General features: G+C 41.1%; 28 protein-coding genes and 1 tRNA gene. 7 read left to right on the top strand and 22 right to left on the bottom strand.

Annotated elements, in window-relative coordinates; genetic code table 11:
* Nucleotides 1-47: 47 nt before the first annotated feature.
* The 5 genes from HNR63_RS10010 to HNR63_RS09990 form a co-directional block, all read right to left on the bottom strand.
* Nucleotides 48-1,019 carry a PstS family phosphate ABC transporter substrate-binding protein gene (locus HNR63_RS10010; RefSeq protein ID WP_181520603.1) on the bottom strand — a complete coding sequence of 324 codons (972 nt, stop codon included), beginning with the start codon at nucleotides 1,017-1,019 and terminating at the stop codon, nucleotides 48-50.
* A 120-nt stretch (nucleotides 1,020-1,139) separates the two neighbouring features.
* On the bottom strand, nucleotides 1,140-3,293 hold the full coding sequence (locus HNR63_RS10005) for a peptidoglycan D,D-transpeptidase FtsI family protein (RefSeq protein WP_181520602.1): 2,154 nt from the start codon (nucleotides 3,291-3,293) through the stop codon (nucleotides 1,140-1,142).
* 61 nt (nucleotides 3,294-3,354) lie between these two features.
* Complete coding sequence (locus HNR63_RS10000) at nucleotides 3,355-4,569, bottom strand: MFS transporter (RefSeq protein ID WP_042534278.1); 1,215 nt, start codon at nucleotides 4,567-4,569, stop codon at nucleotides 3,355-3,357.
* A gap of 89 nt (nucleotides 4,570-4,658) precedes the next feature.
* The gene (gene sodA / locus HNR63_RS09995; RefSeq protein ID WP_181520601.1) at nucleotides 4,659-5,267 is read right to left on the bottom strand and encodes a superoxide dismutase SodA; all 609 of its coding nucleotides are present in this window, start codon (nucleotides 5,265-5,267) and stop codon (nucleotides 4,659-4,661) included.
* A 168-nt stretch (nucleotides 5,268-5,435) separates the two neighbouring features.
* Nucleotides 5,436-5,509 (bottom strand) — tRNA-Ile (locus HNR63_RS09990).
* Nucleotides 5,510-5,638: 129 nt separating this feature from the next.
* Here HNR63_RS09990 and HNR63_RS09985 point away from each other — a divergent pair.
* Entirely contained in the window at nucleotides 5,639-6,415 is a 777-nt protein-coding gene (locus tag HNR63_RS09985) for a DUF1189 domain-containing protein (protein WP_181520600.1), read from the top strand.
* 8 nt (nucleotides 6,416-6,423) lie between these two features.
* Here HNR63_RS09985 and HNR63_RS09980 read toward each other — a convergent pair whose 3' ends face one another.
* Nucleotides 6,424-8,157, bottom strand: a complete 1,734-nt coding sequence (locus tag HNR63_RS09980) for a methyl-accepting chemotaxis protein (RefSeq protein WP_181520599.1) — start codon at nucleotides 8,155-8,157, stop codon at nucleotides 6,424-6,426.
* A gap of 157 nt (nucleotides 8,158-8,314) precedes the next feature.
* Between HNR63_RS09980 and HNR63_RS09975 the strand changes: the two genes are divergently transcribed.
* A complete protein-coding gene (locus HNR63_RS09975; protein ID WP_021095188.1) occupies nucleotides 8,315-8,626 on the top strand; it encodes a type IV pilus assembly protein FimV in 312 nt (103 codons plus the stop codon).
* Nucleotides 8,627-8,705: 79 nt separating this feature from the next.
* Nucleotides 8,706-9,800: a flavodoxin-dependent (E)-4-hydroxy-3-methylbut-2-enyl-diphosphate synthase gene (gene ispG / locus HNR63_RS09970; protein WP_021095187.1), complete on the top strand. Its 1,095-nt coding sequence runs from the start codon at nucleotides 8,706-8,708 to the stop codon at nucleotides 9,798-9,800.
* Between the two features lie 22 nt (nucleotides 9,801-9,822).
* Here ispG and HNR63_RS09965 read toward each other — a convergent pair whose 3' ends face one another.
* Nucleotides 9,823-10,161, bottom strand: coding sequence for a DUF4190 domain-containing protein (locus HNR63_RS09965; protein ID WP_181520598.1), 339 nt, complete (start codon nucleotides 10,159-10,161; stop codon nucleotides 9,823-9,825).
* Nucleotides 10,162-10,291: 130 nt separating this feature from the next.
* Between HNR63_RS09965 and HNR63_RS09960 the strand changes: the two genes are divergently transcribed.
* Complete coding sequence (locus HNR63_RS09960; RefSeq protein WP_021095185.1) at nucleotides 10,292-10,867, top strand: haloacid dehalogenase; 576 nt, start codon at nucleotides 10,292-10,294, stop codon at nucleotides 10,865-10,867.
* A 2-nt stretch (nucleotides 10,868-10,869) separates the two neighbouring features.
* Here the strand turns inward: HNR63_RS09960 and HNR63_RS09955 are convergent, their stop codons facing one another.
* From HNR63_RS09955 to HNR63_RS09940, 4 genes are read right to left on the bottom strand one after another with little or no spacing between them, the layout of a single operon-like run.
* Nucleotides 10,870-11,295 carry a Fur family transcriptional regulator gene (locus tag HNR63_RS09955; RefSeq protein WP_085788243.1) on the bottom strand — a complete coding sequence of 142 codons (426 nt, stop codon included), beginning with the start codon at nucleotides 11,293-11,295 and terminating at the stop codon, nucleotides 10,870-10,872.
* 6 nt (nucleotides 11,296-11,301) lie between these two features.
* Nucleotides 11,302-12,135 carry a metal ABC transporter permease gene (locus tag HNR63_RS09950; protein ID WP_181520597.1) on the bottom strand — a complete coding sequence of 278 codons (834 nt, stop codon included), beginning with the start codon at nucleotides 12,133-12,135 and terminating at the stop codon, nucleotides 11,302-11,304.
* Nucleotides 12,136-12,149: 14 nt separating this feature from the next.
* Nucleotides 12,150-12,905: a metal ABC transporter ATP-binding protein gene (locus HNR63_RS09945; RefSeq protein ID WP_181520596.1), complete on the bottom strand. Its 756-nt coding sequence runs from the start codon at nucleotides 12,903-12,905 to the stop codon at nucleotides 12,150-12,152.
* Between the two features lie 58 nt (nucleotides 12,906-12,963).
* The gene (locus tag HNR63_RS09940) at nucleotides 12,964-13,857 is read right to left on the bottom strand and encodes a YitT family protein (RefSeq protein WP_181520595.1); all 894 of its coding nucleotides are present in this window, start codon (nucleotides 13,855-13,857) and stop codon (nucleotides 12,964-12,966) included.
* Between the two features lie 66 nt (nucleotides 13,858-13,923).
* On the opposite strand from HNR63_RS09940, the gene HNR63_RS13885 reads away from it, so the two are divergent.
* Nucleotides 13,924-14,178, top strand: a complete 255-nt coding sequence (locus HNR63_RS13885) for a DUF2624 domain-containing protein (protein ID WP_021095181.1) — start codon at nucleotides 13,924-13,926, stop codon at nucleotides 14,176-14,178.
* 23 nt (nucleotides 14,179-14,201) lie between these two features.
* Here HNR63_RS13885 and HNR63_RS09930 read toward each other — a convergent pair whose 3' ends face one another.
* Together HNR63_RS09930 and HNR63_RS09925 are read right to left on the bottom strand one after the other, a co-directional pair.
* Complete coding sequence (locus HNR63_RS09930; protein ID WP_181520594.1) at nucleotides 14,202-15,089, bottom strand: deoxyribonuclease IV; 888 nt, start codon at nucleotides 15,087-15,089, stop codon at nucleotides 14,202-14,204.
* A 13-nt stretch (nucleotides 15,090-15,102) separates the two neighbouring features.
* Entirely contained in the window at nucleotides 15,103-16,380 is a 1,278-nt protein-coding gene (locus HNR63_RS09925; protein WP_085788238.1) for a DEAD/DEAH box helicase, read from the bottom strand.
* A 157-nt stretch (nucleotides 16,381-16,537) separates the two neighbouring features.
* On the opposite strand from HNR63_RS09925, the gene vrrA reads away from it, so the two are divergent.
* Together vrrA and HNR63_RS09915 are read left to right on the top strand one after the other, a co-directional pair.
* Nucleotides 16,538-17,008, top strand: coding sequence for a VrrA/YqfQ family protein (vrrA, locus tag HNR63_RS09920; protein ID WP_181520593.1), 471 nt, complete (start codon nucleotides 16,538-16,540; stop codon nucleotides 17,006-17,008).
* Between the two features lie 67 nt (nucleotides 17,009-17,075).
* On the top strand, nucleotides 17,076-18,023 hold the full coding sequence (locus tag HNR63_RS09915) for a 4-hydroxy-3-methylbut-2-enyl diphosphate reductase (RefSeq protein WP_009374006.1): 948 nt from the start codon (nucleotides 17,076-17,078) through the stop codon (nucleotides 18,021-18,023).
* Between the two features lie 9 nt (nucleotides 18,024-18,032).
* Here HNR63_RS09915 and HNR63_RS09910 read toward each other — a convergent pair whose 3' ends face one another.
* The 9 genes from HNR63_RS09910 to recO all read right to left on the bottom strand — a co-directional run bounded on the left by HNR63_RS09910 (nucleotide 18,033) and on the right by recO (nucleotide 26,543).
* Nucleotides 18,033-19,151 carry a Nif3-like dinuclear metal center hexameric protein gene (locus HNR63_RS09910; RefSeq protein ID WP_181520592.1) on the bottom strand — a complete coding sequence of 373 codons (1,119 nt, stop codon included), beginning with the start codon at nucleotides 19,149-19,151 and terminating at the stop codon, nucleotides 18,033-18,035.
* Entirely contained in the window at nucleotides 19,148-19,858 is a 711-nt protein-coding gene (locus HNR63_RS09905; protein ID WP_220127487.1) for a tRNA (adenine(22)-N(1))-methyltransferase, read from the bottom strand. The genes HNR63_RS09910 and HNR63_RS09905 overlap by 4 nt, the downstream gene beginning before the upstream one ends.
* Before the next feature lie 84 nt (nucleotides 19,859-19,942).
* Nucleotides 19,943-20,305: a cytochrome c550 gene (gene cccA, locus HNR63_RS09900; RefSeq protein ID WP_181520591.1), complete on the bottom strand. Its 363-nt coding sequence runs from the start codon at nucleotides 20,303-20,305 to the stop codon at nucleotides 19,943-19,945.
* Nucleotides 20,306-20,415: 110 nt separating this feature from the next.
* Nucleotides 20,416-20,949, bottom strand: coding sequence for a hypothetical protein (locus HNR63_RS09895; RefSeq protein ID WP_181520590.1), 534 nt, complete (start codon nucleotides 20,947-20,949; stop codon nucleotides 20,416-20,418).
* Between the two features lie 74 nt (nucleotides 20,950-21,023).
* Complete coding sequence (rpoD, locus tag HNR63_RS09890) at nucleotides 21,024-22,142, bottom strand: RNA polymerase sigma factor RpoD (RefSeq protein WP_085788233.1); 1,119 nt, start codon at nucleotides 22,140-22,142, stop codon at nucleotides 21,024-21,026.
* Nucleotides 22,135-23,946, bottom strand: a complete 1,812-nt coding sequence (gene dnaG / locus HNR63_RS09885; RefSeq protein WP_085788232.1) for a DNA primase — start codon at nucleotides 23,944-23,946, stop codon at nucleotides 22,135-22,137. Before dnaG ends, rpoD begins: the two co-directional genes overlap by 8 nt.
* Nucleotides 23,947-24,242: 296 nt before the next feature.
* Nucleotides 24,243-25,049 carry a pyruvate, water dikinase regulatory protein gene (locus HNR63_RS09880; RefSeq protein WP_042534258.1) on the bottom strand — a complete coding sequence of 269 codons (807 nt, stop codon included), beginning with the start codon at nucleotides 25,047-25,049 and terminating at the stop codon, nucleotides 24,243-24,245.
* Between the two features lie 12 nt (nucleotides 25,050-25,061).
* Complete coding sequence (ccpN, locus tag HNR63_RS09875; protein WP_181520672.1) at nucleotides 25,062-25,691, bottom strand: transcriptional regulator CcpN; 630 nt, start codon at nucleotides 25,689-25,691, stop codon at nucleotides 25,062-25,064.
* 90 nt (nucleotides 25,692-25,781) lie between these two features.
* A complete protein-coding gene (recO, locus tag HNR63_RS09870; protein WP_085788231.1) occupies nucleotides 25,782-26,543 on the bottom strand; it encodes a DNA repair protein RecO in 762 nt (253 codons plus the stop codon).
* Nucleotides 26,544-26,561 lie beyond the last annotated feature (18 nt).

The following is a 26,561-nucleotide window of genomic DNA, read 5'->3' as shown; positions in this document are numbered from 1 at the left end:
GCAAGATGAGAAGCGACCGTGGAGTCGCTTCTCATCTTTACGTGTCGTTATTTTAATCCTTCAATCTTTTTCAATTGCTCGTCATATTTTTCTTGTGGAAGTGCGACATAACCTACTTCTTCAGCAAACTCCGCACCGTTTTCTAACAAGAATTTTGCGAAATCATACACTTGTGCTTTTTCTTTTAACGCCTTTGTGTTCACATACGTAAATAACGGACGAGAAAGTGGTGCATATTCACCGCTTTGAATTGTTTCATGCGTTGGTTCAACAGGACCGTTTCCGTTATCAATTGGCACAGCACGTAATTTATCTTTATTTTCAACGTAGTATGCGAATCCAAAGTAACCGAGAGCGTTTTTATCCCCTGCAATACCTTGAACAAGCACGTTATCGTCTTCAGATAATTGAGCTGTTTTGTTTAACGGTTGTCCATCTAAAATGACTTCATCGAAGTAGTCAAACGTACCAGAGTCATGTCCTGGTGAGAATAATTTAATTTCTTCATTTGGCCATTCTGGACGAATGTCTGACCATTTCACTTTGTCATCGCCGTTTACTGCACCTGATGTAAAGATTTTCTTTAACTCATCGACTGTTAAATAATCAACCCAGTCGTTATCTTTATTCACTAAAACGGAAAGACCATCGAATGCAATTTGAAGCTCTTCAAATTCAATACCGTTTTGCTCAGCAGCTTGTTTTTCAGTATCTTTAATCGGACGAGAAGCGTTTGAAAAATCCGTTTCGCCTTTTGTAAACTTCTCAAATCCGCCACCTGTTCCAGACAAACCAACAGATACTTTCACATCTGGTTGTTCACCCGCATACGCTTCAGCGGCAGCTTCAACGATTGGGTACACTGTTGATGAGCCATCAACAACTACGTTTCCGCTTAATTTTTCTGCGTTACCTTCCGCATTTTCGCCGCCTTGCTCAGCGCCACCACCACATGCTGTTGTGAATGCTAGTACAGCGCTTGTTACACCTGCGAGTGCAAACCATTTGTTTTTCTTCATCTTTTGATTTCCCCCTACTTTTTCAATTTGTTTTTTGTTTTGTCCCACGAGTTATAGAATAATGGAAAGGTATTAAATTCGTTTTAAACGAATGTTAAGCTTTTGTAAATTCGCTTTCTTTTATCTTTCCATTGTTTGTTCCTCATTATTCAACGGTTCAGTAGGAGATGGTTGACCAGATTGACGTTGCTTTTTCAACTCAAAATACGCATCTAAAATTTTTCTTCCGATGTAGTTATTAATCGGATAATGGTTTCTCGCATTTTGATATACCCATGGCACAACGACAGCAAACGCCACTTCTGGATTATTGTAAGGTGCAAAGCCAACTAACGTTAAATTGTATGTTGGCGTCATTCGTCTTGATTTAATCGGTCCATCATAAAACGCCTGTGCCGTTCCTGTTTTTCCTGCTGGATCATACGGAGCATTTGCGAAAAAGGCACGCGCCGTTCCGTTTGAACCGTGCATGACGCGATAAAAGCCTTCACGCACACGCTCAATATACTCTGTTTTCATATCAATTCGGTTTAACACTTTCGGTTCGAACGAGTAGATGATGTTACCTATTTGATCTTTTTCGCTAATTGGTTCACGAATTTCTTTGACAACATGCGGTTGAATGCGATATCCACCATTCGCAATCGTTGAAACGTATTGCGCCATTTGAATCGGTGTATATACGTCAAACTGTCCAATGGCTAAATCGAGCAAGTGTCCTGGAAGCGTACTTTGTCCCGGCCATCCGATAATTTCCCCAGGCAAATCGATGCCTGTTTTCACCCCTAAACCGAACTGATTAAAGTAGCGTCGCATAATGGAAAACGCTTCTTTTTTTATCGGTAGCGCTTGATGTGGACGATACGTAGAACCGGCGATAGCGATCGCTGTTTTAAACATATAAACGTTTGACGACATTTCAAGCGCTTTTAAATCGTTCATCGGTCCTGGACGAATACCGCTATGCGATTTTTTCGTCGGCGTCCCTTTAATATATAACGGTTCGTCAATCAGCACCGTGCCAGGTTGAATGACACCGGTCTGAAATCCTGTCAATACGGTCGCACCCTTTACCGCCGATCCCATCGCATAAGCAGATGTAATCGTCCCAAGGGCATAATCTTTTAATACAACTTTTCCGTTTTCATCACGCGTATATCGTTTCCCAGCTAACGATAAAATTTCTCCTGTATTTGGATCCATCATGACGACGAAAGCACGATCAAGCAATTCTGTTCCACTGCGTCGCTTCATCGTCATTAATTCTTCCTCAATAATTTGCTCGACGCGTTTTTGTAATTCCATATCAATCGTTAAAACGATATCTTTTCCGCGTTGTCCTTGCGATATTTCAATCGTTTCAATAATGTTTCCTGCTTTATCAGTCACATTTTTTATTTTCGCCTTTTGCCCACGCAATACATCTTCATATTGTGCTTCAATATAACTTTTTCCTACTCGGTCATTTCGGTTATAATCGCGCGCTAAGTAATAGTCAAGCTTTTCGCGCGGCAACCCTTCTTCTGACGATGTTATATTTCCAAGCACTGTACGAAACGTATCACCATGTGCATATTGGCGGTTCCAATCTGTCGTCACATCTACACCTGGTAGCTCCTCTAAATGCTCACTAACAACGGCATATTCTTCGTCCGTTACTCCTTCATTTTTAATCATTTGCGGGGTTAAAGCGTATCCGCTATTCATTTCCCGAAAAATAGCAACAACCTCAAGTTCACGTTCTTTAATCGTCTTTACATCTTCTTCTGTAATGCGCTCGAGTTGCAATTGATAAATGTCTTTATCTTTTAATTTTTTTTCTCGAAACAACTTCCATTCTTTTTCAGTAATTTTTTCTTTTGCTTTCTCTTCGTTTGTCAAAATCCAATAATCTTTTATATCTCGCTCTGTGACGCGTTCGGTCGACTTTTCAATATATGTGGCTAACTTTTTAGCCACTTCAATCATTTCCGATGGCTTCGTTGTTTGTGTGCGTGTATACGTAATCGCATGAAGCGGCTCGTTATCGACGACGACTTGATAGTTGCGGTCATAAATTTTTCCGCGCGGTGCTGGTGTATGAACTGTGACATTTTCTGTGCGCTCGACTTCTTTTCGATATTGTTCACCATAAACAATTTGAATGACACCTAACCGTAAAATAAGCGCAGAAAAAAGTAAAAACACAACAAAAAATAGCACGTTTAACCGAAATGGCAACTGCATTCGTTTTTTCTTTTTCTTCGCTTTGTGAGCATGTTGTATTTGTTTCAAAACGCGCAAGCACCTCCTTTACTTGCTCCTTCCTCATTGTAAAAGAAACGCTCGCAAATTTCTACATCGAAAGTCGAATACGTCGCACAAAAAAATAAATAATGAAATGACCAGCTCCAACAATTAACATTAATGATGGAATGGCCTCCTTTGCATCAAACAACGTAATGGCTAATAAAAACAATAAAACAGACGTCGCACGTCCCCCGTTTAAAAATAGTTCACGCATAACAATATATTCAATTCGCCATTCTTTCGCATGATTGCTTTGACCAATAACGTCAAATGTAAGCGACAAATATGGAACGAGTAAAATAGGATATCCGATGGCGATTAATGCGCCATAGATGATTAACTTTACATATGATAAATCAAAAATAATTAAAAAGACGGAAGCATACAACAGTACACCACCGAATAAAATGGCACGCAACCGCCATTGTCGCTTCATCCACTTCGACGCAAAAGAATACGTCATAAACGAAACAACTGCATTGACGAATCCAAATACACCGAGTGATTTTTCAGTTCCTGTCGCCATAAATAAAAAAATGGAAACAATAAACACAAACGTTCCTTCACGAAATCCTTGAAAAAAATGAGCGTTTGTAATCATTCGCCAATTTTTATTTTTCTTTCGCTCGTCATATACAGAACGAAGCGCAAATTGTCCTGCTGAACGCCGTCGCTGTAAAAAAAAGCTACAAATGACAGCCGCAATAAATAAGCATAAAGAAGCTAAAAAAATGACCATATACCCGGTAAACTTCTCGCTTGAAGCAATGACCCACCCTGAAAGCGGTGGACCGATCATTCCTGCAACAGATGTCATCGCACCAAGCAATCCATTAAATAAATCACGCGTATTTGGTTCAGTGATTTCAAACGTTAATACGTTAAATGCGAGCCAATAAAAGCCATAACCAATACCAAGCAAACCGCCGAGTAAAAATAAATGGTTCATCGCTCGATCACCGCTAAATAATACGACTAAAAAAAAGAATGCTAAAAACGTCACACCCATTCGTAACACAATGACACGATCGATCTTTTTTGCGATTTGCCCGGCTACGATAAATGCAAGCGGCTGCCATGTGACAATGGCTAAATTATACACACCTAGAGCTTGAAAACTGTTCACTTTTTTCCAAACGTATACGTTTACAAACGTATTCGACAAGGCGATACTAAGGGAATATAATCCGCCAATTGCTAACAAAAGAAACAATTGTCGATGTGTGCGAACGTGCGCCACCATTCGTTTCCATTTATTCATAGGCAAACTTCCTTTCTTGACAAGTAGTTTGCCTACTCTTTTACAACGATATACAAAAAGAGCTCGACAAATTGTCGAGCCCTTCTTCATTATTTCGCTGCTGCGTAACGCTTGGCCACTTCGTCCCAGTTAACAACATTCCAAAATGCTGAAATATAATCTGGACGACGGTTTTGATATTTTAAGTAATACGCATGCTCCCATACGTCTAATCCTAAAATTGGTGTTTTTCCTTCCATTAACGGAGTATCTTGGTTTGGTGTGCTTGTCACTTCAAGTTGACCATTATGGACGGCCAGCCAAGCCCAACCAGAACCGAAACGTGTTGCTGCCGCCTTCGAAAATTCTTCTTTAAATTTTTCGAAGCTTCCAAACGTACGATTGATTGCTTCAGCTAGTTCACCTGTTGGTTCACCGCCACCATTTGGCGAAAGAATAGTCCAAAAGAGCGAGTGGTTCGCATGTCCACCTCCGTTGTTACGAACAGCTGTGCGAATATTTTCAGGTACTGCATCTAAATTGGCCATTAACTCTTCAATTGTTTTGTTTTGCAATTCTGGATGACCTTCGAGCGCTGCGTTTAAATTTGTTACATACGCGTTATGATGTTTTGTGTGATGAATGTTCATCGTTTCTTTGTCAATATGTGGTTCTAACGCGTCGTAAGCATAAGGCAATTGTGGTAATTCAAATGCCATGTTTCATTCCTCCTCATTCATTATGTAATTGTTCACAAATGAAACCGATTAACTGGATTAAGAAACAGAAAAGTTTCATAAGTGAACCTACCTTAAGAGTACCAAAATACATCGAATGTTTCAAATTATTTGCAAAAAAAACCTCGCTAATTTACTTAGCGAGGTAAATGGACCCTGCAGGACTCGAACCTGCGACCAGACGGTTATGAGCCGTCCGCTCTAACCAGCTGAGCTAAGGGTCCGCCATATCCGATGGTAATTTTAGCAAAAAAGGCGGAAAGCGTCAATACGTGCAACACACGAAACAAAAAGGTTGTGTACTAAATAGAAAAAGAAGTAGAATGAGAAATGATGACGCATAAAGGATGTGAATGATTATGTGGAAACGGTTGTTACAAAGTCTTTATTCTCCTGTACATATTGCACGCTTTCGTTTTCATCCAATCGGAAAGGCGATTAGCTACGTGTTTTTTTTATCGCTTATTGCAACGTTACCGATTGCCATTTACTTTACAATGAGCATAAACAAAATGATCGGCTCAACGCATCAACTATTAAAAGAAGAGCTTCCTCCATTTGAAGTCGTCGATGGAGTATTGACATCAAACATACAAGAACCGATTGAACTTACGCATCCAAACGTGACCATTTTATTTGATAGCACAGGTACACTCACAACAGATGATGCAGAACGTTACACAAACGCGGTGGCATTTTTAAAGGAAGAGTTTGCACTTGTTGCTAATGGGCACGTTCAGTCATATCCGTATGCTTTCATGCAAGCAGAACGTTTTACAAACAAAGATGTATATGAATTTGCCCGCACGCTTCAATCGTTGCTTCCTATTGTGATTTCATTATCGTTTCTCGTATTATACTTTTTCACATGCACAAGCAAATTTCTTTATGTTACCGTTCTTGCATTCATCGGGCTTATTTTTCGCGGCACGTTAAATAAGCGTGGAACGTACCGCCATATGTGGAGTATCTCTGCTTATTCAATTACATTACCAACCATCTTTTTCACAATAATGGAAACTCTACAAATTGTCGTTCCTTATGCTGTCGCTTTAGATTGGTTCGTTTCTGTCACGATTTTGTTCGCTTCCATCAAAGAACTCCCTTCTATTAAAGAAGCAGGCCATTAGCCTGCTTCTTATAGTTTAAATGCTGCAGTCAGTGCGGATAATGATTGCGATAATTCATTTAATCGTTCACCAACACGATGCATATCATTCATCTGCTTCGTTTGATCGTACGAAACAGACATCATTTCTTCTGCGCTTGCTAGCGTTTGTTGAGCAACAGAAGCAAATGCCACCGTCACCGTCTCAATCATCGGCAATAATTGCTGAAACTGCTCTAATTCCCCTTCCATTTTCGCCACGTTGCGATTGACGCGCTGAATTTCTTTTAACAAATGGTCAAACGAACGCTTTGCCTCATTTGCGGACGTGAGTTGATGTTGTAAATGTGTGACCATCCCTTCAAACTGGTTTGTCGCATGAATCGATACTTCTTCCATCGCAAAAATGGACGATGTAATTTCTTCCGTTGCCTTTGAAGCATGTTCCGCAAGCTTTCTCACTTCTGTGGCGACGACCGCAAATCCTTTTCCAGCTTCTCCAGCGCGCGCCGCTTCAATTGTTGCGTTGAGCGCCAATAACTTCGTTTGCTCGGCAATTTGTCGAATGACATCCACAACTTTTGTAATCGACGTCGAATGATGTTTTACACTTTGAATCGTATCGTTTACTTTTTTAAATTGCTCAGCAAATGAATGAATATCAGCAATTAAATGCGTCAGCCGCTTTTCCCCACCCTTTGAAGATTCATTCATATCAGTCGCACTAGCTGAAATGTTTTTCACACTTACTAATACGTGTTGCATCCGCTTTTTCATCTCATCGACGCGATGAATGCTTTCGTCTGAAGCATTGGCCGTTTCTTCTGCCCCTTGTTTCACAGTAGAAATCGCTGCCAAGAGCTGATCGTTTGATTCAATGGCATGTTCAGACACATGCTCTAAGTCGCCTCCTGTGATAGCTAGCTGTTTTGTTGTTTCGTCCATTTCACGAATGACATTTTTCATGCTCGTCAACATCCGTTGGAAGCTGCGCGCAAGCGAATCAATTTCTGGCGTTGTGGAATAAATATGTTCGTCAACCGTTAAATCTCCACGCGACAATCGGCTCATCGCATGACGAAGTTGGGCAATCGGCTTCGTTAATCCACTTACTAACCATTTAATCATGATCGTTGAAATAATGACGCTTATCATAATCGCTACGACGGTTAAATATGCAAGCTGTTGGACCGGCTTCATAAACTGTTCATCCGGCACAGCAACGACATATGTTCCTTTCAATTCTTGAATAGTTTTATATGCAAATGTATATGTACGCCCGTTCCATTCCAAATGCGACACACCATTTTTTTGTTTCGTAATTGTTTGTTGGACGGATGTTGGTACATTGAGCTGTTCATTTCGCTCAAACGTTTTTACTTGTCTATCTCCAATTAAAAAAATGTCTACGCTTAATCCATCTTGCATCAGTTCCGCCTTTTGTTGCTTTACTGCAGACCGTAAACTTTTTTCAAGCAGTTGCTCATTTCCAGCATGAATATACATAAGATTACGTGACACTTCAAACATCATCGTCGCCTCTCGCTCAAGGCGATTTTCGATCGCTTTTACCGTCGTTTGTTTCGCTTGATAATAAGCAATTATCCCGACGGCACTTAACGAAATAATTAACACACCCAAAAATAAAATAAATAAACGGTTTTGTAAACTAATTTTTAATAACCATTGTTTTATTTTCGGTGATGGTTGAAATACAGGCACTCGGACAAGCTTTTTTATATGTTTTAATCGCTGTCTCAACATATATCCCCCCTTCGACAAATACAGACAAAGAATACCAAAAACATGTCAACGTGATGTGAAGAACATGTAAAGCAATGTAAAGAGAATGTAATTTTTACGCATATATCGTTTGGACAAGCCATATGGATAAAACAGAAGAATGAAGCGGGGGAATGCCATGAAAAAAGTTTTCATCTTTCTTGTATGCATTGCGATATGTGCGATTGCTTATCATGATATAACAGAAGGGACAATTCATACAATTCGTGCAGAAAAAACGTTCAAACCAACAAAGGAGCTTCCATATCGTGAAGTCATGATCCAACGAGGCGATACGCTCCTTTCTATCGTCGAGCGTGAGATGAATGGGAAATTACCCGTATCCATCGATCAGCTCATTGCTGATTTTCAAACGTTGAATCCACATGTTAACGCCCATTCCCTTCAAATCGGAAAAACGTACCGCATTCCGTACTATAAGCAGAAATAGCAAAAACGTTGTCAACAAACAAGAAACATTGCTACAATAAAAAATGATTCGATTAATACGTTAAAGGAGCGATTGACTCGTGAGCGAAATCATTCATCGTTCGAAAACCCGCCCCGTTCGCGTCGGGAACATTACAATTGGCGGGAACAACGAAGTCGTCATTCAAAGTATGACGACGACAAAAACGCATGATGTAGAAGAAACCGTTGCTCAAATACATCGACTCGAAGAAGCTGGATGCCAAATCGTTCGCGTCGCTTGCCCAGACGAAAGAGCAGCTGATGCGATTGCTGAAATAAAAAAACGCATCAATATTCCGCTCGTTGTCGATATTCATTTCGACTACCGCCTTGCTTTAAAAGCGATTGAAAACGGAGCGGATAAAATTCGGATTAACCCCGGAAACATCGGAAAGCGGGAAAAAGTAGAAGCGGTTGTGAAAGCAGCAAAAGAACGTGGAGTTCCGATTCGCATCGGGGTAAACGCTGGTTCACTTGAAAAACGCATTTTAGAAAAATACGGCTATCCAACTGCGGATGGCATGGTCGAAAGCGCGTTGCATCATATTCGCATTTTAGAAGACCTTGATTTTTATGACATTATCGTTTCGCTGAAAGCTTCCGATGTTCGTTTAGCGATTGAAGCATATGAAAAAGCTGCCCGCACATTCGACTATCCGCTCCATCTTGGCATTACGGAATCGGGTACGCTATTTGCCGGAACAGTAAAAAGTGCTGCGGGACTTGGTGCCATTTTAAGTAAAGGAATTGGCAATACGGTACGTGTATCCCTTAGCGCTGATCCTGTCGAAGAAGTAAAAGTAGCACGTGAATTGTTGAAAACATTCGGTCTTGCGGCAAACGCTGCGACATTAATTTCTTGTCCGACATGCGGAAGAATTGAAATTGACTTAATTCGTATCGCAAATGAAATTGAAGAATATATCGCCCAAATTAAAGCGCCAATTAAAGTAGCGGTCCTCGGTTGTGCGGTCAACGGGCCAGGAGAGGCGCGCGAAGCTGACATCGGCATTGCAGGGGCACGCGGCGAAGGATTATTGTTCCGTCACGGAAAAATTGTTCGTAAAGTGCCTGAAGAAACAATGGTTGAAGAATTGAAAAAAGAAATTGACAAATTAGCGGAAGAATATGCATTGAAAGGAAAGCAAAAATAAGAGGGGAATATTCCCCTCTTATTTACCAAAATCGGACGAAAAAGCTTAAAATAATGGAAACAGCTCCAATTCCAATCGCCCAAGCCCCTAACGTTTCTGCTCCTCGACGCCGGGCAATGAATCCGAAAATAATACCAGCTGCCCCCATAATGACTGGCATTAAGAAAAGAGAAACAATCGATAACGCAAGTGCAAGCCAGCCAACGCCACGACCGTTTTGTTCACGATCGACTTCTTTTTCAGAAAATCGAATCGGCTCAGCAATTTCACCTGCTGTTTCTTCCATAAAATCTCGTTCAACATTCGGAACAGTATCTATTCGTTCGTTGTCATACGATCGACGGTGACGTTCATTGTCCATGACCATTCCCTCGCTTTCGTGAAATGAGGAGCACTATTATTATGCAATAAGCGATACGCCATTATAGATGTTACTTTATGTCAATGATATAATGGGCAAGAAAAGCACATCATAGGAAGGGTGAACAAACATGATCAAACGGCGATTTGGTATCGATATCGATGGAACAGTAACATGTCCAAGTACGTTTATTCCATATTTAAACAAGTCGTTTCAAAAAAACTTGACGCTTGATGATATTACCGATTACGATTTAGTTCCTTTTTTGGATACAACGGAAGAAAAATTAAATGAATGGATGGAACAATACGAACCGATCATTTACAGCGAAGCACCGCTTGCGAACGGAGCATTAGAGGTCATTAATAGTTGGAAAGATGAATATGAGCTATATTATATTAGCGCTCGAGGCCGTCACTTATATGAAATAACAGAAAAATGGTTTCAACAACAAGGTGTTCATTACCATCATATCGAACTGATCGGTTCACACGATAAAATTGAAGCGGTAAAGAAATATAAAATCGACATGTTTTTCGAAGATAAATACGATAATGCTTGCGATATTGCTGAACAATGCCTTATTCCTGTCATTTTATTTGATACTCCTTACAATCGCGGTCCGCTCCCAAAAGGCGTTATTCGCGTGTACAATTGGTATGAAGCAAAAAAACAAGTAGAACAATTGCTCACAACAACAAGCTGACATTACACGTCAGCTTGTTGTTGGCACATCGGGCATGTTCCGTACACTTCAAACTTATGCCCTGAAATCGTATATCCGCGCAAATCTTCCACTAATTCATTCATCGGACACGTTACAAGTTCTTTCGTTTTTCCGCACGACATGCAAATAAAATGGTGATGGTGATGATGCACATTACATGTAAAACGAAAGCGCTTCTCTCCAGACAGCTCAGTCATTTCTAAAATGCCGAGCTCAACAAATAACGCTAAGTTGCGATAAACTGTATCGAAACTAAGTCCCGGATACCGATCTTTCATGACATCAAGCACATCTTTTGCCGTTAAATATTTATCTGTTTTTGCAAACAGCTCAAGCATTTCTTCGCGCTTTCCTGTATACTTAAACCCCTTTTCTTTCATTAACCGTAGCGCTTCAGAAACGTTCACGCTTCGTCATCCTCTCTTCCATTTTCTCCACACGATCGCACCAATTAATATACAAACAGCTAACAACACAATCGTTCCGCCGGGAGCTAAATTCAAATAATAAGAAAGAAATAAACCGACAATGACAGCAAGTTCACCAAATAGAACGGACAACCATAACGCTTGTTTAAATCCTTTTGCGATTCGAATGCTTGCGGCAACAGGAAGCGTCATGAGTGATGAGACGAGCAAAATGCCGACAATTCGCATCGATGCGGCAATGACAAGAGCAACGAGCACGATGAAAACAAAGTGAAGCGCCCTTACCTTTACTCCTGATGCTTGGGCATATTCTTCGTCAAATGATAAAATAAACCACTCTTTATAGAGCAGAAAAATAACAGCAAACACGACGAAAAAAATGATGCTAATTGTCCATACATCTGTTCGGCTTACCGCGCTAACGCTTCCGAACAAATATGAAAACAAATCGGTATTGAAGCCATCCGCAAGTGAAATAAAAATGACACTTAAGCCGATGCCTCCTGATAAAATGATCGGAATAGCTAATTCTTGATAATGCTTATATACGGTACGCAACTTTTCAATAAATAACGAACCAGCAACCGAAAACGCCATGCCCAAATAAATCGGGTTGAATGTCGCTCCCATGACAAACGTTTTTTGTACAAGTAAACTGGCCGCAATTCCTGCAAGCGTGACATGACTCAACGCATCCGCAATAAGCGATAATCTCCGTACGACAATAAACACACCTAAAAGAGGAGCGATGAGCCCAATGAATATGCCAACAATAAACGCATTTTGTAAAAATTCATATTGAAATAACGCCTCTAGCATAATCTCCCCCCTTTCTATGCATGGTCATGGGCAAGTAGGTGAAGATGATGCCCGTAAAATGATGCTAAATCTTCTGTTTTCAGCTGTGCAAACTGTTGCACGCTCCCATGGAAATGCAAATGTTTGTTTAAACAAGCGACATGCGTGACTTTTTCCGTAATCGTTCCGATATCGTGCGTCACAAGAAGCAATGTCATATGATGTTGTTTATTCAATCGTTCAAGCATATCGTAAAAGCTTTGTACATGATGTACATCGACCCCGACAGTCGGCTCATCTAAAATTAAAAATTCAGGTTGCGACACGATCGCACGCGCGATAAATACGCGTTGTTGTTGACCTCCTGAAAGTTCGCCAATGTTTCGATGAATAAAAGGGCTCATGCCGACCGCATCAATCGCTTCATATACTGCTTTTTCGTCGCTTTTCTTTAATCGGCGAAATAAACCGAGCTTTCCAGCTAAGCCGCTCGCTACGACTTCATATACTGTCGCAGGAAACCCGGTATTAAAACTGTTTGCCTTTTGGGAGACAAAGCCAATTTTATGCCAATCTTTAAACTGCTCAATCGGCGTGCCGAATAAAAAAATGCGCCCTGTTTGCGGTTTTAACAACCGCAAAATGCATTTTAATAGCGTTGATTTCCCTGACCCGTTCGGGCCAACTAAACCAACGAAAGCGCCTTTCGGAATGCGAAAATCAATATGTTGTAGCACATCTTCATCATCATATCGAAACGATACGTCTTCTATCCGTAAAATATCATCCATCGTTTGACCACCTTAATTCAAAATGATTCCGATTCATAGTATAACGCATTTGTTTTCATTAATGAATAGCAGACTTAAATTTCGCTCCACGCACTTCTTGTGTATTCATAATCGTAATAAAGGCATTTGGGTCAATTTCATATACAATTGATTTCAGCTTCGTCACTTCCAGACGAGTAACAACAGCATAAATCACTTCTTTTTGTTCGTCCGTATATCCGCCTTTTCCCATCAACTTCGTCGTTCCACGGCCAAGTCGGTTTAAAATAGCATCTGACACTTCTTCATAACGATCTGATACGATGAGCACTGCTTTTGTTTCATCTAATCCTTGAATGACGGTATCAATCGTTTTAAAAGCGATATAATAAGTTAAAACGGAGTACATCGCTTGCTTCGGTCCGAATACAAATGCGGCCCAAGTAAAAATAAAAACGTTTGTAAACATGACAAATTCTCCCACAGAAAACGGCAACTTTTTCGTCATTAAAATACCTAAAATTTCTGTGCCATCTAATGAACCACCATGGCGAATTACAAGCCCTACACCTGCGCCAAGAATAGCTCCGCCAAACACCGTTGCTAAAATGGAATCTGTTGTAAATGGGGATACATGATGAAACAACCGCTCCATCACAGCTAATACAACGATTGAATAGAGGGAAGAGAGCATAAACGTTTTTCCGATTTGTTTATAACCGAAATACATAAACGGCGCATTGAGTAAAATGACAAGCGTGGCAAAGTTCAACCATGCGTAGTTTGGAAGAATGCGATCAAGAATAAGCGATATACCGATGACCCCACCATCAATAATTTCATTAGGCACTAAAAACAATTCAATCGATAACGCAGCAAGCGTCGCGCCGACCGTCATCATTACAACACGATACATTAAATGGCTAATGGTCTCTTTTTTATGTTGTCTTTTCAAACAAATCTCCCCCTTCATCTATTTCATTATACCATTGCACCCTTCCTTCTTTCCTCTCATATGGTAAATAAGGAGGGATGTTACGTGAATGTGTATCATAAAATCGTCCAGCATAAAATGAAATCCATCACCGCAAATGAATTAATGATGTATGCCAAGGAATACAACGTTTCGCTTTCCCAAAAAGACGCGGAAACGATCATTCAAATGATGCGCGAAAAAACGATCGATATGTTTAATGAACAAGCGAGGAAAAATTGGATTCGTGAACTCGCCCAGCGCACATCACCACAACTTGCTAAACAAGCTAATGACTTCATTCGACAATTTATACAGTAAGAAGGCTGCCTACAGACAGCCTTCTACTCCGCAATTTTTTCCCGAACGTTTCGGTCAAACTGTTGCGCACGCAACATCGCAATTTCAAATTGATATGGCGGTTTCGCATCTTTTTTCTCTCCAACATATGGCGTTTCTAAAATTTTTGGCACGTGCATAAGCTGCGGGTGATGGACAATATAATTTAGCGCATCAAAACCGATATAACCAAAACCGATATTTTCATGACGGTCTTTCCGACTTCCACACGGATTTTTACTATCATTAATATGCAATACTTTTAGACGATCAAGCCCGATAATGCGATCAAATTGTTCTAATACGCCATCAAAATCGTTCACAATATCGTATCCCGCATCGTGTGTATGACATGTATCAAAACAAACAGAAAGCTTATCGTTACGCGTGACACCGTCAATGATTTTTGCTAACTCTTCAAAGCGGCTGCCACATTCAGACCCTTTTCCTGCCATCGTTTCTAAAGCAATTTGCACTTGTTGGTCATTGGTAATGACTTCGTTTAACCCTTCAATAATTTTTGCAATGCCTGCTTCCACGCCTGCACCGACGTGCGCACCAGGATGGAGGACGAGCTGCTTCGCACCAATCGCTTCTGTTCGTTCGATTTCCGAACGTAAAAAAGAAACGCCAAGCGAAAACGTGTCTGCATTGATTGTATTGCCGATATTAATAATGTACGGGGCGTGCACAACAATTTCTTCAATCCCATGTTGTTTCATATGGGCAAGCCCTTGATCAATGTTTAGTTCTTCGATTGGTTTACGTCTCGTATTTTGTGGCGCACCGGTATAAATCATAAACGTATTTGCTCCATATGATACTGCTTCTTTACTTGCGGCTAACAACATTTCTTTTCCGCTCATCGATACGTGTGAACCGATTTTTAACACGTCTTTCTCTCCCTTATTTCTTTTTCGCTCTTTGTTTTTTCAACTGTTCTCGCAATTTTTTCTTATATCCCGGTTTGACTTTCTTTTGTTTTTTCGCTATTTTTTCAACGAGTTGCTCAACTTCATCTTTTTTCTCTTTTTTCCGCCCGTTCCATGCATCGAGCTCAATCCATTCGCCATGACGGAAATCGCGATGAAGGAAATGAATTCCCTTTTTCTCTAACTTCACTAGCGCATGTTGATCAGATGGTTCGTAAATCGTTGTTGCTGTACCAGCATAACCTGCACGGCCCGTTCGGCCCGTACGATGTACGTAAAAATCTAAATCCGTTGGCAGTTCATAGTTGATGACGTGGCTGACGCCTTCAATATCAATTCCACGCGCCGCCAAATCTGTTGCGACAATGTATTGAAATTGTAAATCACGAATCGCTTTCATCATCTTTTTCCGCTCGCGTGGAGTTAAATCTCCATGTAACACTCCTACTTTTAATCCTTTTTCAATTAAACCGTTCGCTACTTCATCGGCCGTTTTACGCGTGTTTACAAAAACAATCGCTAAATATGGGTTGTAACTAACTAATATATCGTGTAAAAGCTGCAAACGATCACGATGGCGAAGCGGGATTAAAATATGTTCAATGGCTGGTGCGGCTACTTGTTTCGGAGCAATATGAATATGTGTTGGGTGCTCCATATATTTTTTCAAAAACGGCTTTAACTTTTCTGGAATCGTCGCTGAAAAGACGAGCATTTGTAAATCTTCTGGCATTCGTCCTGCCACTTGGTCGACATCTGTAATAAATCCCATATCAAGCATGACATCTGCCTCATCAATAACAAGCATCCGAGCCGTATGAACAAATAGCGCTTGTTCGCGAACGAGATCATACACGCGCCCCGGCGTGCCAATGACGATATGAGGTTGTGTTTTCAACTTTTCAATCGATCGTAATTTATCCGTTCCACCGACAAAACAACGCGCTGTAATGCGATGATCATTTGGACAAAATTTCGTTATTTTTAACACTTCATGATAAATTTGTGTAGCTAACTCACGCGTCGGCGCTGTAATAACCGCTTGTACTTCATCAACGTGTGGATCAATGCGCTGAATGATTGGCAATAAATATGCATGCGTCTTTCCTGTTCCCGTTTGTGATTGTCCGATCACGCTCTCTCCACGCAAGACAGCGGGAATGACACGCTCTTGAATGGGTGTTGGTTTATGAAACTTTAAATGATGAAGCGCCTCTATAATAAACGGATGAAACGAAAAACGTTCAAACATAGTTTCTCATCCCCTTTCTTCTTCAGTAAAAAAATAGACCAGTTACATATTATATACGAACATAAACGGTTCATTCAACTATATGAGCTTTTCTGCATATCGTAGTATAGATAAGAAAAGCGCAAACCTTCACTTCATACAGAAAGGAGGAACTTCATTGCGACATCCATTTATGTTTCCACCTTCCCGTTCGCCTATGCCGCCTATGTGGCAGCAACCGATGATGCGCCAAGTACAAGGGGGCATGTTTTCCCGATTGTTTGGAAGCCAATTTCCTGCTCAAACGTTTGGTGCTGGCGGTGCATTGCCAAGTATCGATTCGATGTTAACGAATGTACAAAAAATGTTAAACATGGTCCAAACGATTACACCAATGGTGCAACAATACGGTCCACTCATTAAAAGCGTTCCATCGATGATGCGCCTTTTTCGCGAATTTAAACAATCAGACACAACAAACGAAACAACTAAAACAGCAAGCGAAACAAACGAAACAGCACGCGCAACGAGCGCGGCAACGACAGAGCAACAACCCCTAAAAAAACAATGCCCAATTCCAACAAAACGCCAACGAAAACAAGAAAAAACGAATGAAAAAGGGAAATCTGTGCCAAAACTATATATTTAACTTTTGTATGTTCGCTCCTTCTTTTATATAATGAATACGACAAACACGCCAAGAAGGAGCGATCCATATGGAAGTCATTAAAATTACGCCACGCGGATATTGTTACGGAGTCGTTGATGCGATGGTCATCGCCCGCAACGCCGCCCTTGATCCGACGCTGCCAAGACCGATCTACATTTTAGGCATGATCGTTCATAATAAACATGTGACAGATGCGTTTGCAGAAGAAGGAATTATTACACTTGACGGTCCAAATCGACTTGAAATTTTAGAAAACATTGACCGCGGCACAGTCATTTTTACTGCTCACGGCGTTTCACCTGAAGTAAAACAGCGAGCAAGAGAAAAAGGGCTTGTCACTATTGACGCTACATGCCCAGATGTGACAAAAACACACGAGCTTATTCGCGAAAAAGTGGCGAACGGATACGAAGTCATTTACATCGGAAAAAAAGGGCACCCTGAACCGGAAGGGGCTGTCGGCGTTGCGCCACACGCCGTTCATTTAATTGAAAAACCTGAAGATGTAGAACAACTAAATATTCAAGCCAAACATATTATTGTGACGAACCAAACGACAATGAGCCAATGGGACGTTGCACATATTATGGAAAAAGTAAAAGAAAAATATCCACATGTTGAAATGCATCGTGAAATTTGTTTAGCGACACAAGTGCGGCAAGAAGCGGTCGCTGAACAAGCAAAAGAAGCAGATGTCACGATCGTTGTCGGTGATCCGAGAAGCAATAATTCAAACCGACTTGCTCAAGTATCTGAAGAAATTGCTGGAACGAAAGCATATCGTGTAGCGGATGTGACTGAAATCGACATCGAATGGATTAAAGACGCCAAAAAAGTTGCAGTTACTGCCGGTGCATCTACACCGACACCGATTACGAAAGAAGTCATTGACTTTTTGGAACAGTTTGACCCGAACAATCCTGAGACATGGAAAAGAGAACGAAAAGTTCCGCTTACAAAAATTTTACCAAAAGTGAAAAAAAGAGGCGAATAAGCCTCTTTTTTATATAAACATAAACGGTTCCGTTTGGGCTTGTGATATGTATATATCGACATCAAATTTTTGTTTCGTAAACATCGTTCTTAATACGTTTGCTACCCCTTCTTTCATCACTTTTTCGACATGATGTCCCGGATCAACGACATTCAAACCTAACATTAACGCATCATGGGCGACATGATAATATAAGTCGCCAGTGACATACACATCCGCACCGCTCATTTTTGCTTGATGAATATATTTATTTCCATCTCCACCGATAACTGCAACTTTTCGTACGCGACTCGTCAATTCACCAACAACACGAACAGCTGGTACATGTAATGCAAGTTTGACATGTTCAGCAAATTGTTGCAATGTCATTTCTTCGCTTAACGTCCCAATTCGTCCAAGCCCATATGTCGTTCCTTTATTTTCAAGCGGATATATATCATATGCCACTTCTTCGTACGGATGTGCTTGTAACATCGCTTGAACGACTTTTCTTTGCAGACGGGCAGGAACAATCGTTTCTACGCGCACTTCTTCCACTGTTTCTAACGTTCCTTGTTGACCGATAAACGGATTAGCGCCTTCCTCTGGTCGAAACGTTCCGATTCCTTCGCTATTAAATGTACAATGGCTATAATTTCCGATATGTCCAGCCCCCGCATCACCAATCGCTTTTCTTACTGCATCCGCATGTGTACGCGGCACATATACAACAAGCTTTTTCAGCGGTTCTTCATACGTCGGAACAAGGACGTCAACGTTTTGCAATTGAAGCGCTTCAGCGAGCCAATCATTTACCCCACCTTTTGCAATATCTAAATTTGTATGCGCCGCATAAATCGCAATATCATGTTTTATACATTTTTCAATCATACGACCGTACGGCTGATCGGTAACAATATGTTTGAGGGGACGAAAAATCGGCGGATGGTGCGCAATAATTAAATCAATGTTTTGTTCGATCGCTTCATCGACAACATGTTCTAATACATCTAACGTAATCATGATACGGCGAATCGGTTTATTTAGCGTGCCGATTTGCAACCCGATTTTATCATCTTCCATCGCCAAATGTTTTGGGGCAAACTGTTCAAATAGTTGAATGACTTCATATCCGTTTGGTGTCTTCATCGCTTCAAAACCTCCTCTACCATTTGTAATGTGTCAACAAATTGTTGTCTTTTTTTGACCGCTTCTTCCGTTTTCGCATATTTCAATTGCTCGATAACGTTTTGCCAATGCTTCATTTCCATTGCCCATTTTTTTTCAAATACTTCGTTTCGTTCTTTCAATAAAAACGGACCGAGCAACAGTTCAACACGAAGCTGCGTGTACGGACGATAAGGATCGCCACGCTCTGCAACGAGCACTTCATACGTTTGCCCATCTTCCTCTAAAATGCGTTCATCAATTAATTCCCACTCATTGTCTAGCAGCCATTTTCGCACAATATGCGCACCGACATTCGGTTGTAAAATTAAACGTTGAACGGATGTCAATTTTTCCTTTCCTGCTTCTAAAATGTTTGAGATGAGCGTTCCTCCCATCCCTGCAATCGTTACACAATCGACTTCATTCGGCGCTACAACTTGTAGCCCATCCCCTTTTCGAACGGAAATGACGTGAGAAAGCCCACACTTTTCGACTTGTTGTTTGGCAGAGCGAAACGGTCCGTCCGCTACTTCCCCTGCCACTGCTTTTGTTATGTATCCGTGCAAATACGCATAACACGGCAAATACGCATGGTCTGAACCGATGTCTGCTAGTACGCTTCCTTTTGGAATAAATGAAACAACTGTTTGCAATCGCTTAGATAGCTGTAATTCGTTCACGATCATCACCACACTTTTTTCTTCAGTTTATCATGTTTTATAAGAAACGAAAAATCCCTTCACCGAAGTAAAGGGATCTTTCCTCTCCGCTTATTTTAATTCAGCAAGCCATTTTGCCATTTCTTCTGCTTGATCTGCAGGAACTAATCCAGCTGGCATGCTTCCGCGACCGTTTGTTATCACTTCTTTAATTTGGTCAACAGATAGACGATCACCGACACCTTTTAATGACGGACCAACGCCACCTTCATAGTTCGCGCCGTGACATGCAACACAGCTTTTTTTGTAAATGTCTTCTGGACCTGCAGCTGCTGTTTCTTCTGTCTTCGCGCCGCCTTCTTTCTCTTTCGCAACTTCTTTCATATCCCCAAGGCCTTTCACAGACAGAAAGAAAATGAGACCAATTCCCATCACCATAATGAGTGCAAATGGGATTAACGGATTGCGATTCATACTTTACCCTCCCTTATGTAATAAAGCATGTTTTTCAAAATGAAAACGTTACAAACAATTTTATTGTACTTTAAATTCCCATAAAGGAAAAGCCCTGTATGTAAATTTTTTTAAATGAAAAACGAAGAAAAAAGAAGAACGATGCCGATCACGCCCGAAATGACGAAATACATAAGCGAAAAACGCCAACCGATAAACAACCAGACGAAACAATTGCCCATCACGGTGAGCGCTAATGCGCTTGTGCTCCCAGAAAAATAAACATCGCATGCGCGAATAGAGAGCAGAAGAAGTGATAAAGCACCACCGATAAGAGCGATATGAACAACGATTTTATGTTTTGCAAAAAAACGAACTGAAACAAAACAAATTATGACAAAAAGTGACAAAATGAGCGTTTGCAAAACGAACGACAATTCAGTAAAATAAATGACAAGAAGGGCGAAAAGTAAACATATACCGATCATCGCTGCGGTTGCACGAATCGCCCACGCTGGAACTTGCTTCGTTGGTGTCTCAACATCATCGCGATTTCCTTCCGTGTACAACGCAAGCAAAAAATCGCAATATTGTTCCGGCAGCAATCGCGTTTGTTTCCAATATTTAATTTCATTAATAATGATTTCTTTTCGTTTTTGTTCCATTGAATACGCATTCCTTCCTAAATAAAGAAATAGCTTACTTCCATTGTAAGAAGTAAACTATTTCTTGTAAACGGTTATTCTAAAAAGTCTTTTAAACGTTTGCTACGGCTTGGGTGGCGTAGTTTTCGCAACGCTTTTGCTTCAATTTGGCGAATGCGTTCGCGCGTAACACCAAACACTTTGCCCACTTCTTCAAGCGTTCGCGTACGTCCATCATCAAGACCAAAACGAAGACGAAGCACATTTTCTTCTCGGTCTGTTAACGTATCTAACACATCTTCGAGTTGTTCTTTTAACAACTCATACGCTGCGTGTTCAGCTGGAGATGTCGCATCTTGATCTTCAATAAAGTCGCCTAAATGAGAGTCGTCTTCTTCGCCAATTGGCGTTTCAAGCGATACAGGCTCTTGGGCAATTTTTAAAATTTCGCGCACTTTTTCCGGCGTTAAGTCCATCTCTTCCGCAATTTCTTCAGGAGATGGCTCGCGGCCGAGGTCTTGTAAAAGTTGACGTTGAACGCGAATAAGCTTGTTAATCGTTTCAACCATATGAACAGGAATACGGATCGTACGCGCTTGGTCAGCAATGGCACGAGTAATCGCTTGGCGAATCCACCATGTTGCATATGTGCTAAATTTATATCCTTTGCGGTAATCGAATTTTTCGACCGCTTTAATTAAACCCATATTTCCTTCTTGAATTAAGTCAAGGAAAAGCATGCCGCGACCAACGTAACGTTTCGCAATACTAACAACGAGGCGAAGGTTTGCCTCAGCTAGACGACGTTTCGCTTCTTCGTCTCCTTGTTCAATGCGTTTCGCTAGCTCAATTTCTTCTTCTGCTGATAATAGCGGTACGCGACCAATTTCTTTTAAATACATGCGAACAGGGTCGTTAATCTTTACCCCTGGGGGAACGCTTAAATCATTTAAATCGAACTCTTCGTCTTTTAAATCATCGAAGTCTGGGTCGTCTAAATCTGCCTCATCTAAATCGGACTCGCCGACGACTTCGATCCCTTGTTCATTTAAATACTCATAATATTCATCCATTTGATCGGAATCAAGATCAAATGCAGATAATCGCTCAGCGATTTCTTCGTAGGTAAGAACGCCACGTTTTTTACCTAGCTCGACTAATTGTTCTTTTGCTTGTTCTAACGTTAAATCGGAATGTGTTGACTTTTCAGCCATTTATTCCCCTCCTTCCAAAATGCAAAGACTTTCGCAACGCAATCATTTCGCTTGCAATGCGTTTCGCGCGCTCATAATCTTTTTGCCGTTCGGCATCGCGCAACTGCGCTTCTTTTTGCTTGAGCAACTGCTCTTTTGGGTAGTTGAGCACGCATTGAATGTAATCTCGTAACTCGGCTGACGAGATGTCTTCGTTGATCGGCATCATAGACAGTTCTGTAACGATGCGTTTTAATTGCGGATCATGAATGCGTTCAAGTAACGAGCTTACATCGGGTTCGTGTCCTTCTTCGTAAAACGCATATAAATAGGCGGCAATAGCGCGATGTTCTTCGACGTTAAATGCGCCTTCAATCGCTTCTTGAACAGCGAATGCAATTGCTTTATCGCGCAACATATGAGCAATTAACATCCGCTCTGCTTTTTGAAAAGCCGGTAACAGTTTCGCCCTCACAGGCACAACAACCGTTTCACGACGTTCTTGCTTTTGTTCTACTTGCTTTTTTCCATAAATCGTCATTTGTTCGCGTAGCGCATCCATAGAAATGGAAAACTCATTAGCTAGTTGTCGTAAATAATAATCCGCTTCAATTGCATTAGATAACCGGCTAATTTCTTTCACTGCTTCTTCAATGTAACGAAGACGCTCACTTTCGTTTTGTAAATGGCGGCCGCGCTTTAAATATTCAAGCTTAAACGCTGTCAGCGACAAACTGGCATCAAGCACATGATGGCGAAAACGATCCGCGCCATATCGGCGTACATACTCATCAGGGTCGAGCCCATCTGGCATCATCGCGACTTTTACATAGCAGCCAGCTTCAACGAGCGTTTCCGATGCTCTCAAAGCAGCGTCTATTCCCGCTCGATCGCCATCATAACAAACAATGACCGATGAAGCATTGCGACGAAGCATGCGCGCCTGTTCTTCCGATAAAGCTGTTCCCATCGTTGCTACAGCGTGGGAAATGCCAGCTTGCACAGCAGCAATCACATCTGCAAATCCTTCAAACAGTACCACTTGCTGTTTTTGACGCATCGGCAAACGCGCTTCATGAAAGTGATATAAAATATGGCGTTTATTAAAAATTGGCGTCTCGGGGCTATTCATATACTTCGGCTCTTCGTTTCCGAGCGCTCTCCCCGAAAAAGCAACTGTTTCTCCTTGATGGTTATGGATGGGAAACATAATGCGATGACGGAAACGATCAAAATATGAGTCCTCTCCCGATTTTTTCACAATGAGTCCGGCCTGTTCCATAAGCGGAAGTGAGAAGCCTTTGTTTGCTAAAAATGTGACAGCTGCATTCCAAGACGGCAAAGCATAGCCAATTTCAAACTGCTCAATGAGCTCGCGCGTAAAGCCTCGTTGAAGCAAATAGTTTAATGCTTCTTCCCCTTCATTTGTATGCATAAGCAAATGATGATAAAACTTTTTTAATAACTCATGCGCAGCAATCATCGTCGCTGTTTCTTTCCGTTCCGCTGTCGGATGCTCATCAACGACGTGCGATAAATCGACATTCGCTCGCGGTGCTAATCGCTTCACTGCCTCTATGAATGTAATCCCTTCGATGTCCATCAAAAACGAAAACACATTTCCGCCTGCTCCACAGCCAAAACAATGATAAATTTGCTTTTCTGGTGAAACAGAAAAAGAAGGTGTTTTCTCCCCGTGGAAAGGACATAACCCAAAGTAGTTGCGTCCTTGCTTTTTTAGTGAGACATACTGTTGGATGATGTCTACAATATCGACTGAGCGACGAATGTGCTCAACCGTTTCCTCAGGAATGCGTTGTCCCATATTTCAACAGCTCCAAACATATTTCGACAAAACTTGTTTCTGAAATAGAAATGTTTTGTATGTTTTTATTTCTCCATCGCGCGAAACAATCCTTCTTTTTAAGAAAAAAATATTGTCGAAAATCCCGATGCATTGTCACTTGACAATTAGCTATAAATAGTTTATTCGTCCTATGTTCAGTCTAAACCTGTTTTATCACAATTTTTTATTATAATATAAAAAACATCAATTGGCTATAAAGTTTTTTATGAAAAAGGAAAAGCACATATCACACGTTGTGACTGTGCTTTGACTGCTTATTTTTCCCTTTTACGCATAATATTCATAATGACGTTCGCTGTTTCTTCGACTGCTTTATTTGTCACATCAATGACTTCGCAGCCCATTTTTTTTACGATCCCCTCAAAATATTGCAGCTCTTCTTTAATTCGATCAATGTTTGCATAAATGGCACGGTCATCTAATCCGAGCGATTTTAATCGCTCACGACGAATTTCATTTAGCTTCTCTGGACTAATTTTTAAGCCAAAACATTTTTCAGGCGGCACTTGAAACAATTCTTCAGGTGGATCTACTTCTGGAACGATCGGTACGTTCGCCACTTTAAATCGTTTATGGGCTAAATATTGTGATAACGGTGTTTTTGACGTGCGCGATACACCAACTAAAACGATATCCGCTCTTAAAATACCGCGTGGATCTCGCCCGTCATCGTACTTGACCGCAAACTCGATCGCTTCGATTTTTCGGAAATAGTCTTCATCTAATACGCGAATAGGTCCAGGTTCGCAACGTGGCTCCATTTGTAATAACTTCGCCATTTGCTCAATAAGCGGTCCGATAATGTCGTATACAGGCACTCCTTCACGTGCCGCTTCAGCTAATAAAAATTGACGCATTTCTGGTACAACTAACGTAAATACAATGATGCCGCGATTCATTTTTGCTAAAGCGACGACTTCCGATAACGTCTCCACATCTTCGACATAAGGAACACGTCGAAATTGAACGAGCGCCCCTTGAAACTGGCTCGCTGCTGCTTTTACAACGAGTTCGGCCGTCTCCCCTGCTGAGTCGGATACGACGTATACGATTTGACTCATGATTTTCCCCCTTTAAAGCACGTCTTCATTCGCTAACGCGACAAGCACCTTCGTCATATTCGTTTTCGTGATGCGCCCTACAACTTCGTACCCTTTGTCCACCTTTTTAACGACGGGCATCGCATCAATTTGTTTTTCAATTAATTTTCGGGCGACATCAATAAGTAAATCATCTTTTTCGCAAAATGTAATATTCGGCATGCGTGTCATAATAATATTGACAGGAATAGATGTCAACTCTTGTTTTCCGATGCTCGCGCGCAACAAATCTTTGCGTGACAAAGCCCCAACAAGCAACGATTCATCATCTACAACAAACAACGTGCCAACATCTTCTAAAAACATCGTGACAATCGCATCATAGACGCTTACGTTTTCGTTAATGACAACAGGAATGGACTGATAATCGCTCACCTTCATTTTTTTAATTTTATCAGCAAGCAGCTGCGTCCCCGTTTTTCCTGTATAAAAATAGCCAACACGAGGTCTTGCCTCTAAGTACCCAGCCATCGTTAAGATAGCTAAATCAGGCCGTAACGTCGCCCGTGTTAAATTGAGCTTTTCAGCAATATGCTCACCTGTAATCGGCCCGTGGTCTTTGACGATTTGTAAAATTTGTTCTTGACGTTTATTGAGTTCGATTGTCGCTCACCACCTTACAATAGGCTACATATAAGATCATATTATAATTCATCTTTATATTTTGCAAACAAAAGTGGGAAGCGGACAACGTTATATTTGTCCGCTTTCACCTTTTAACATATGGAGCTGCTGTAAAAACCGTTTTGTTTTCAGCGAAAGACCTGAATATTCATCGTAATAAGCTGAAATGATCGTTTGTAGTTGTTGTTTCGTTTCTTGTTTGACAGCAATTTGGCCAATGCGAGACAAATCGACGTAGTAAAACAGGCGAAGTAATTTTAAAACCGATGGCGTCATCGGAATGCGGTGTGGATCGTGCTCAAAACAACGGTGACAAAGAAATCCTCCGTGTGCAATCGAAAAGGCAAACGTTCCTTCTTTTTCCCCACAAATAGCACAGCCATCTAACTTCGGATACAGCCCGAATGCCGGAAGCAATTTCATTTCATATATGTACGTTAATACTTCGGCATCGAGCCCTTCATTCATATACGTCAATGTTTGTAAAAGAAGTTCAAACAAATACGGATTTGGTCGTCTTTCTTCCGTTGCTTTATCTGTCAATTCAACAACGTATGAGGCGTATGCTGTTAAAAAAATGTCTTCGCGTATATGGCGCATCGTTGAAAGCAATTCCCCTTGATGTAAGCTTCCGACGCCGCGACTTTTTTGAACGAGATATATGCCGTATGTAAATATTTGCGTAACAGAAGAAAGGCGGCTGCTTGGCTTTTTCGCTCCTCGTGCCATCGCAGCAACCTTTCCCCATTCGCGCGTAAATATCGTTACAATTTTATTCGTCTCTCCATAGTCAATCGTTCGAATAACAATGCCTTCACATTTTTCAAACATATAACATAACCTTCCAAA

It is taken from the genome of Anoxybacillus ayderensis, assembly GCF_013761015.1.
GTDB lineage: Bacteria > Bacillota > Bacilli > Bacillales > Anoxybacillaceae > Anoxybacillus > Anoxybacillus ayderensis.
Note: the sequence above shows the minus strand (reverse complement) of the source record. Positions and strands in the feature narration are given on the sequence as shown.

Bases quoted from the DNA above. Each gene is read 5' to 3' on its own strand.
- HNR63_RS10010 (WP_181520603.1), bottom strand. From the start codon at position 1,019: ATGAAGAAAAACAAATGGTTTGCACTCGCAGGTGTAACAAGCGCTGTA.
- HNR63_RS09905 (WP_220127487.1), bottom strand. From the start codon at position 19,858: ATGATCGTGAACGAATTACAGCTATCTAAGCGATTGCAAACAGTTGTT.
- sodA (WP_181520601.1), bottom strand. From the start codon at position 5,267: ATGGCATTTGAATTACCACAATTGCCTTATGCTTACGACGCGTTAGAA.
- HNR63_RS09910 (WP_181520592.1), bottom strand. From the start codon at position 19,151: ATGAAGACACCAAACGGATATGAAGTCATTCAACTATTTGAACAGTTT.
- HNR63_RS09975 (WP_021095188.1), top strand. From the start codon at position 8,315: ATGAAAAAAGTTTTCATCTTTCTTGTATGCATTGCGATATGTGCGATT.
- recO (WP_085788231.1), bottom strand. From the start codon at position 26,543: ATGTTTGAAAAATGTGAAGGCATTGTTATTCGAACGATTGACTATGGA.
- dnaG (WP_085788232.1), bottom strand. From the start codon at position 23,946: ATGGGACAACGCATTCCTGAGGAAACGGTTGAGCACATTCGTCGCTCA.
- HNR63_RS09950 (WP_181520597.1), bottom strand. From the start codon at position 12,135: ATGCTAGAGGCGTTATTTCAATATGAATTTTTACAAAATGCGTTTATT.
- HNR63_RS09915 (WP_009374006.1), top strand. From the start codon at position 17,076: ATGGAAGTCATTAAAATTACGCCACGCGGATATTGTTACGGAGTCGTT.
- HNR63_RS10000 (WP_042534278.1), bottom strand. From the start codon at position 4,569: ATGAATAAATGGAAACGAATGGTGGCGCACGTTCGCACACATCGACAA.
- cccA (WP_181520591.1), bottom strand. From the start codon at position 20,305: ATGAATCGCAATCCGTTAATCCCATTTGCACTCATTATGGTGATGGGA.
- HNR63_RS09940 (WP_181520595.1), bottom strand. From the start codon at position 13,857: ATGAAGGGGGAGATTTGTTTGAAAAGACAACATAAAAAAGAGACCATT.
- rpoD (WP_085788233.1), bottom strand. From the start codon at position 22,142: ATGGCTGAAAAGTCAACACATTCCGATTTAACGTTAGAACAAGCAAAA.
- HNR63_RS09945 (WP_181520596.1), bottom strand. From the start codon at position 12,905: ATGGATGATATTTTACGGATAGAAGACGTATCGTTTCGATATGATGAT.
- HNR63_RS09880 (WP_042534258.1), bottom strand. From the start codon at position 25,049: ATGAGTCAAATCGTATACGTCGTATCCGACTCAGCAGGGGAGACGGCC.
- HNR63_RS09985 (WP_181520600.1), top strand. From the start codon at position 5,639: ATGATTATGTGGAAACGGTTGTTACAAAGTCTTTATTCTCCTGTACAT.
- HNR63_RS09925 (WP_085788238.1), bottom strand. From the start codon at position 16,380: ATGTTTGAACGTTTTTCGTTTCATCCGTTTATTATAGAGGCGCTTCAT.
- HNR63_RS09895 (WP_181520590.1), bottom strand. From the start codon at position 20,949: ATGGAACAAAAACGAAAAGAAATCATTATTAATGAAATTAAATATTGG.
- HNR63_RS09965 (WP_181520598.1), bottom strand. From the start codon at position 10,161: ATGGACAATGAACGTCACCGTCGATCGTATGACAACGAACGAATAGAT.
- HNR63_RS09960 (WP_021095185.1), top strand. From the start codon at position 10,292: ATGATCAAACGGCGATTTGGTATCGATATCGATGGAACAGTAACATGT.
- HNR63_RS09980 (WP_181520599.1), bottom strand. From the start codon at position 8,157: ATGTTGAGACAGCGATTAAAACATATAAAAAAGCTTGTCCGAGTGCCT.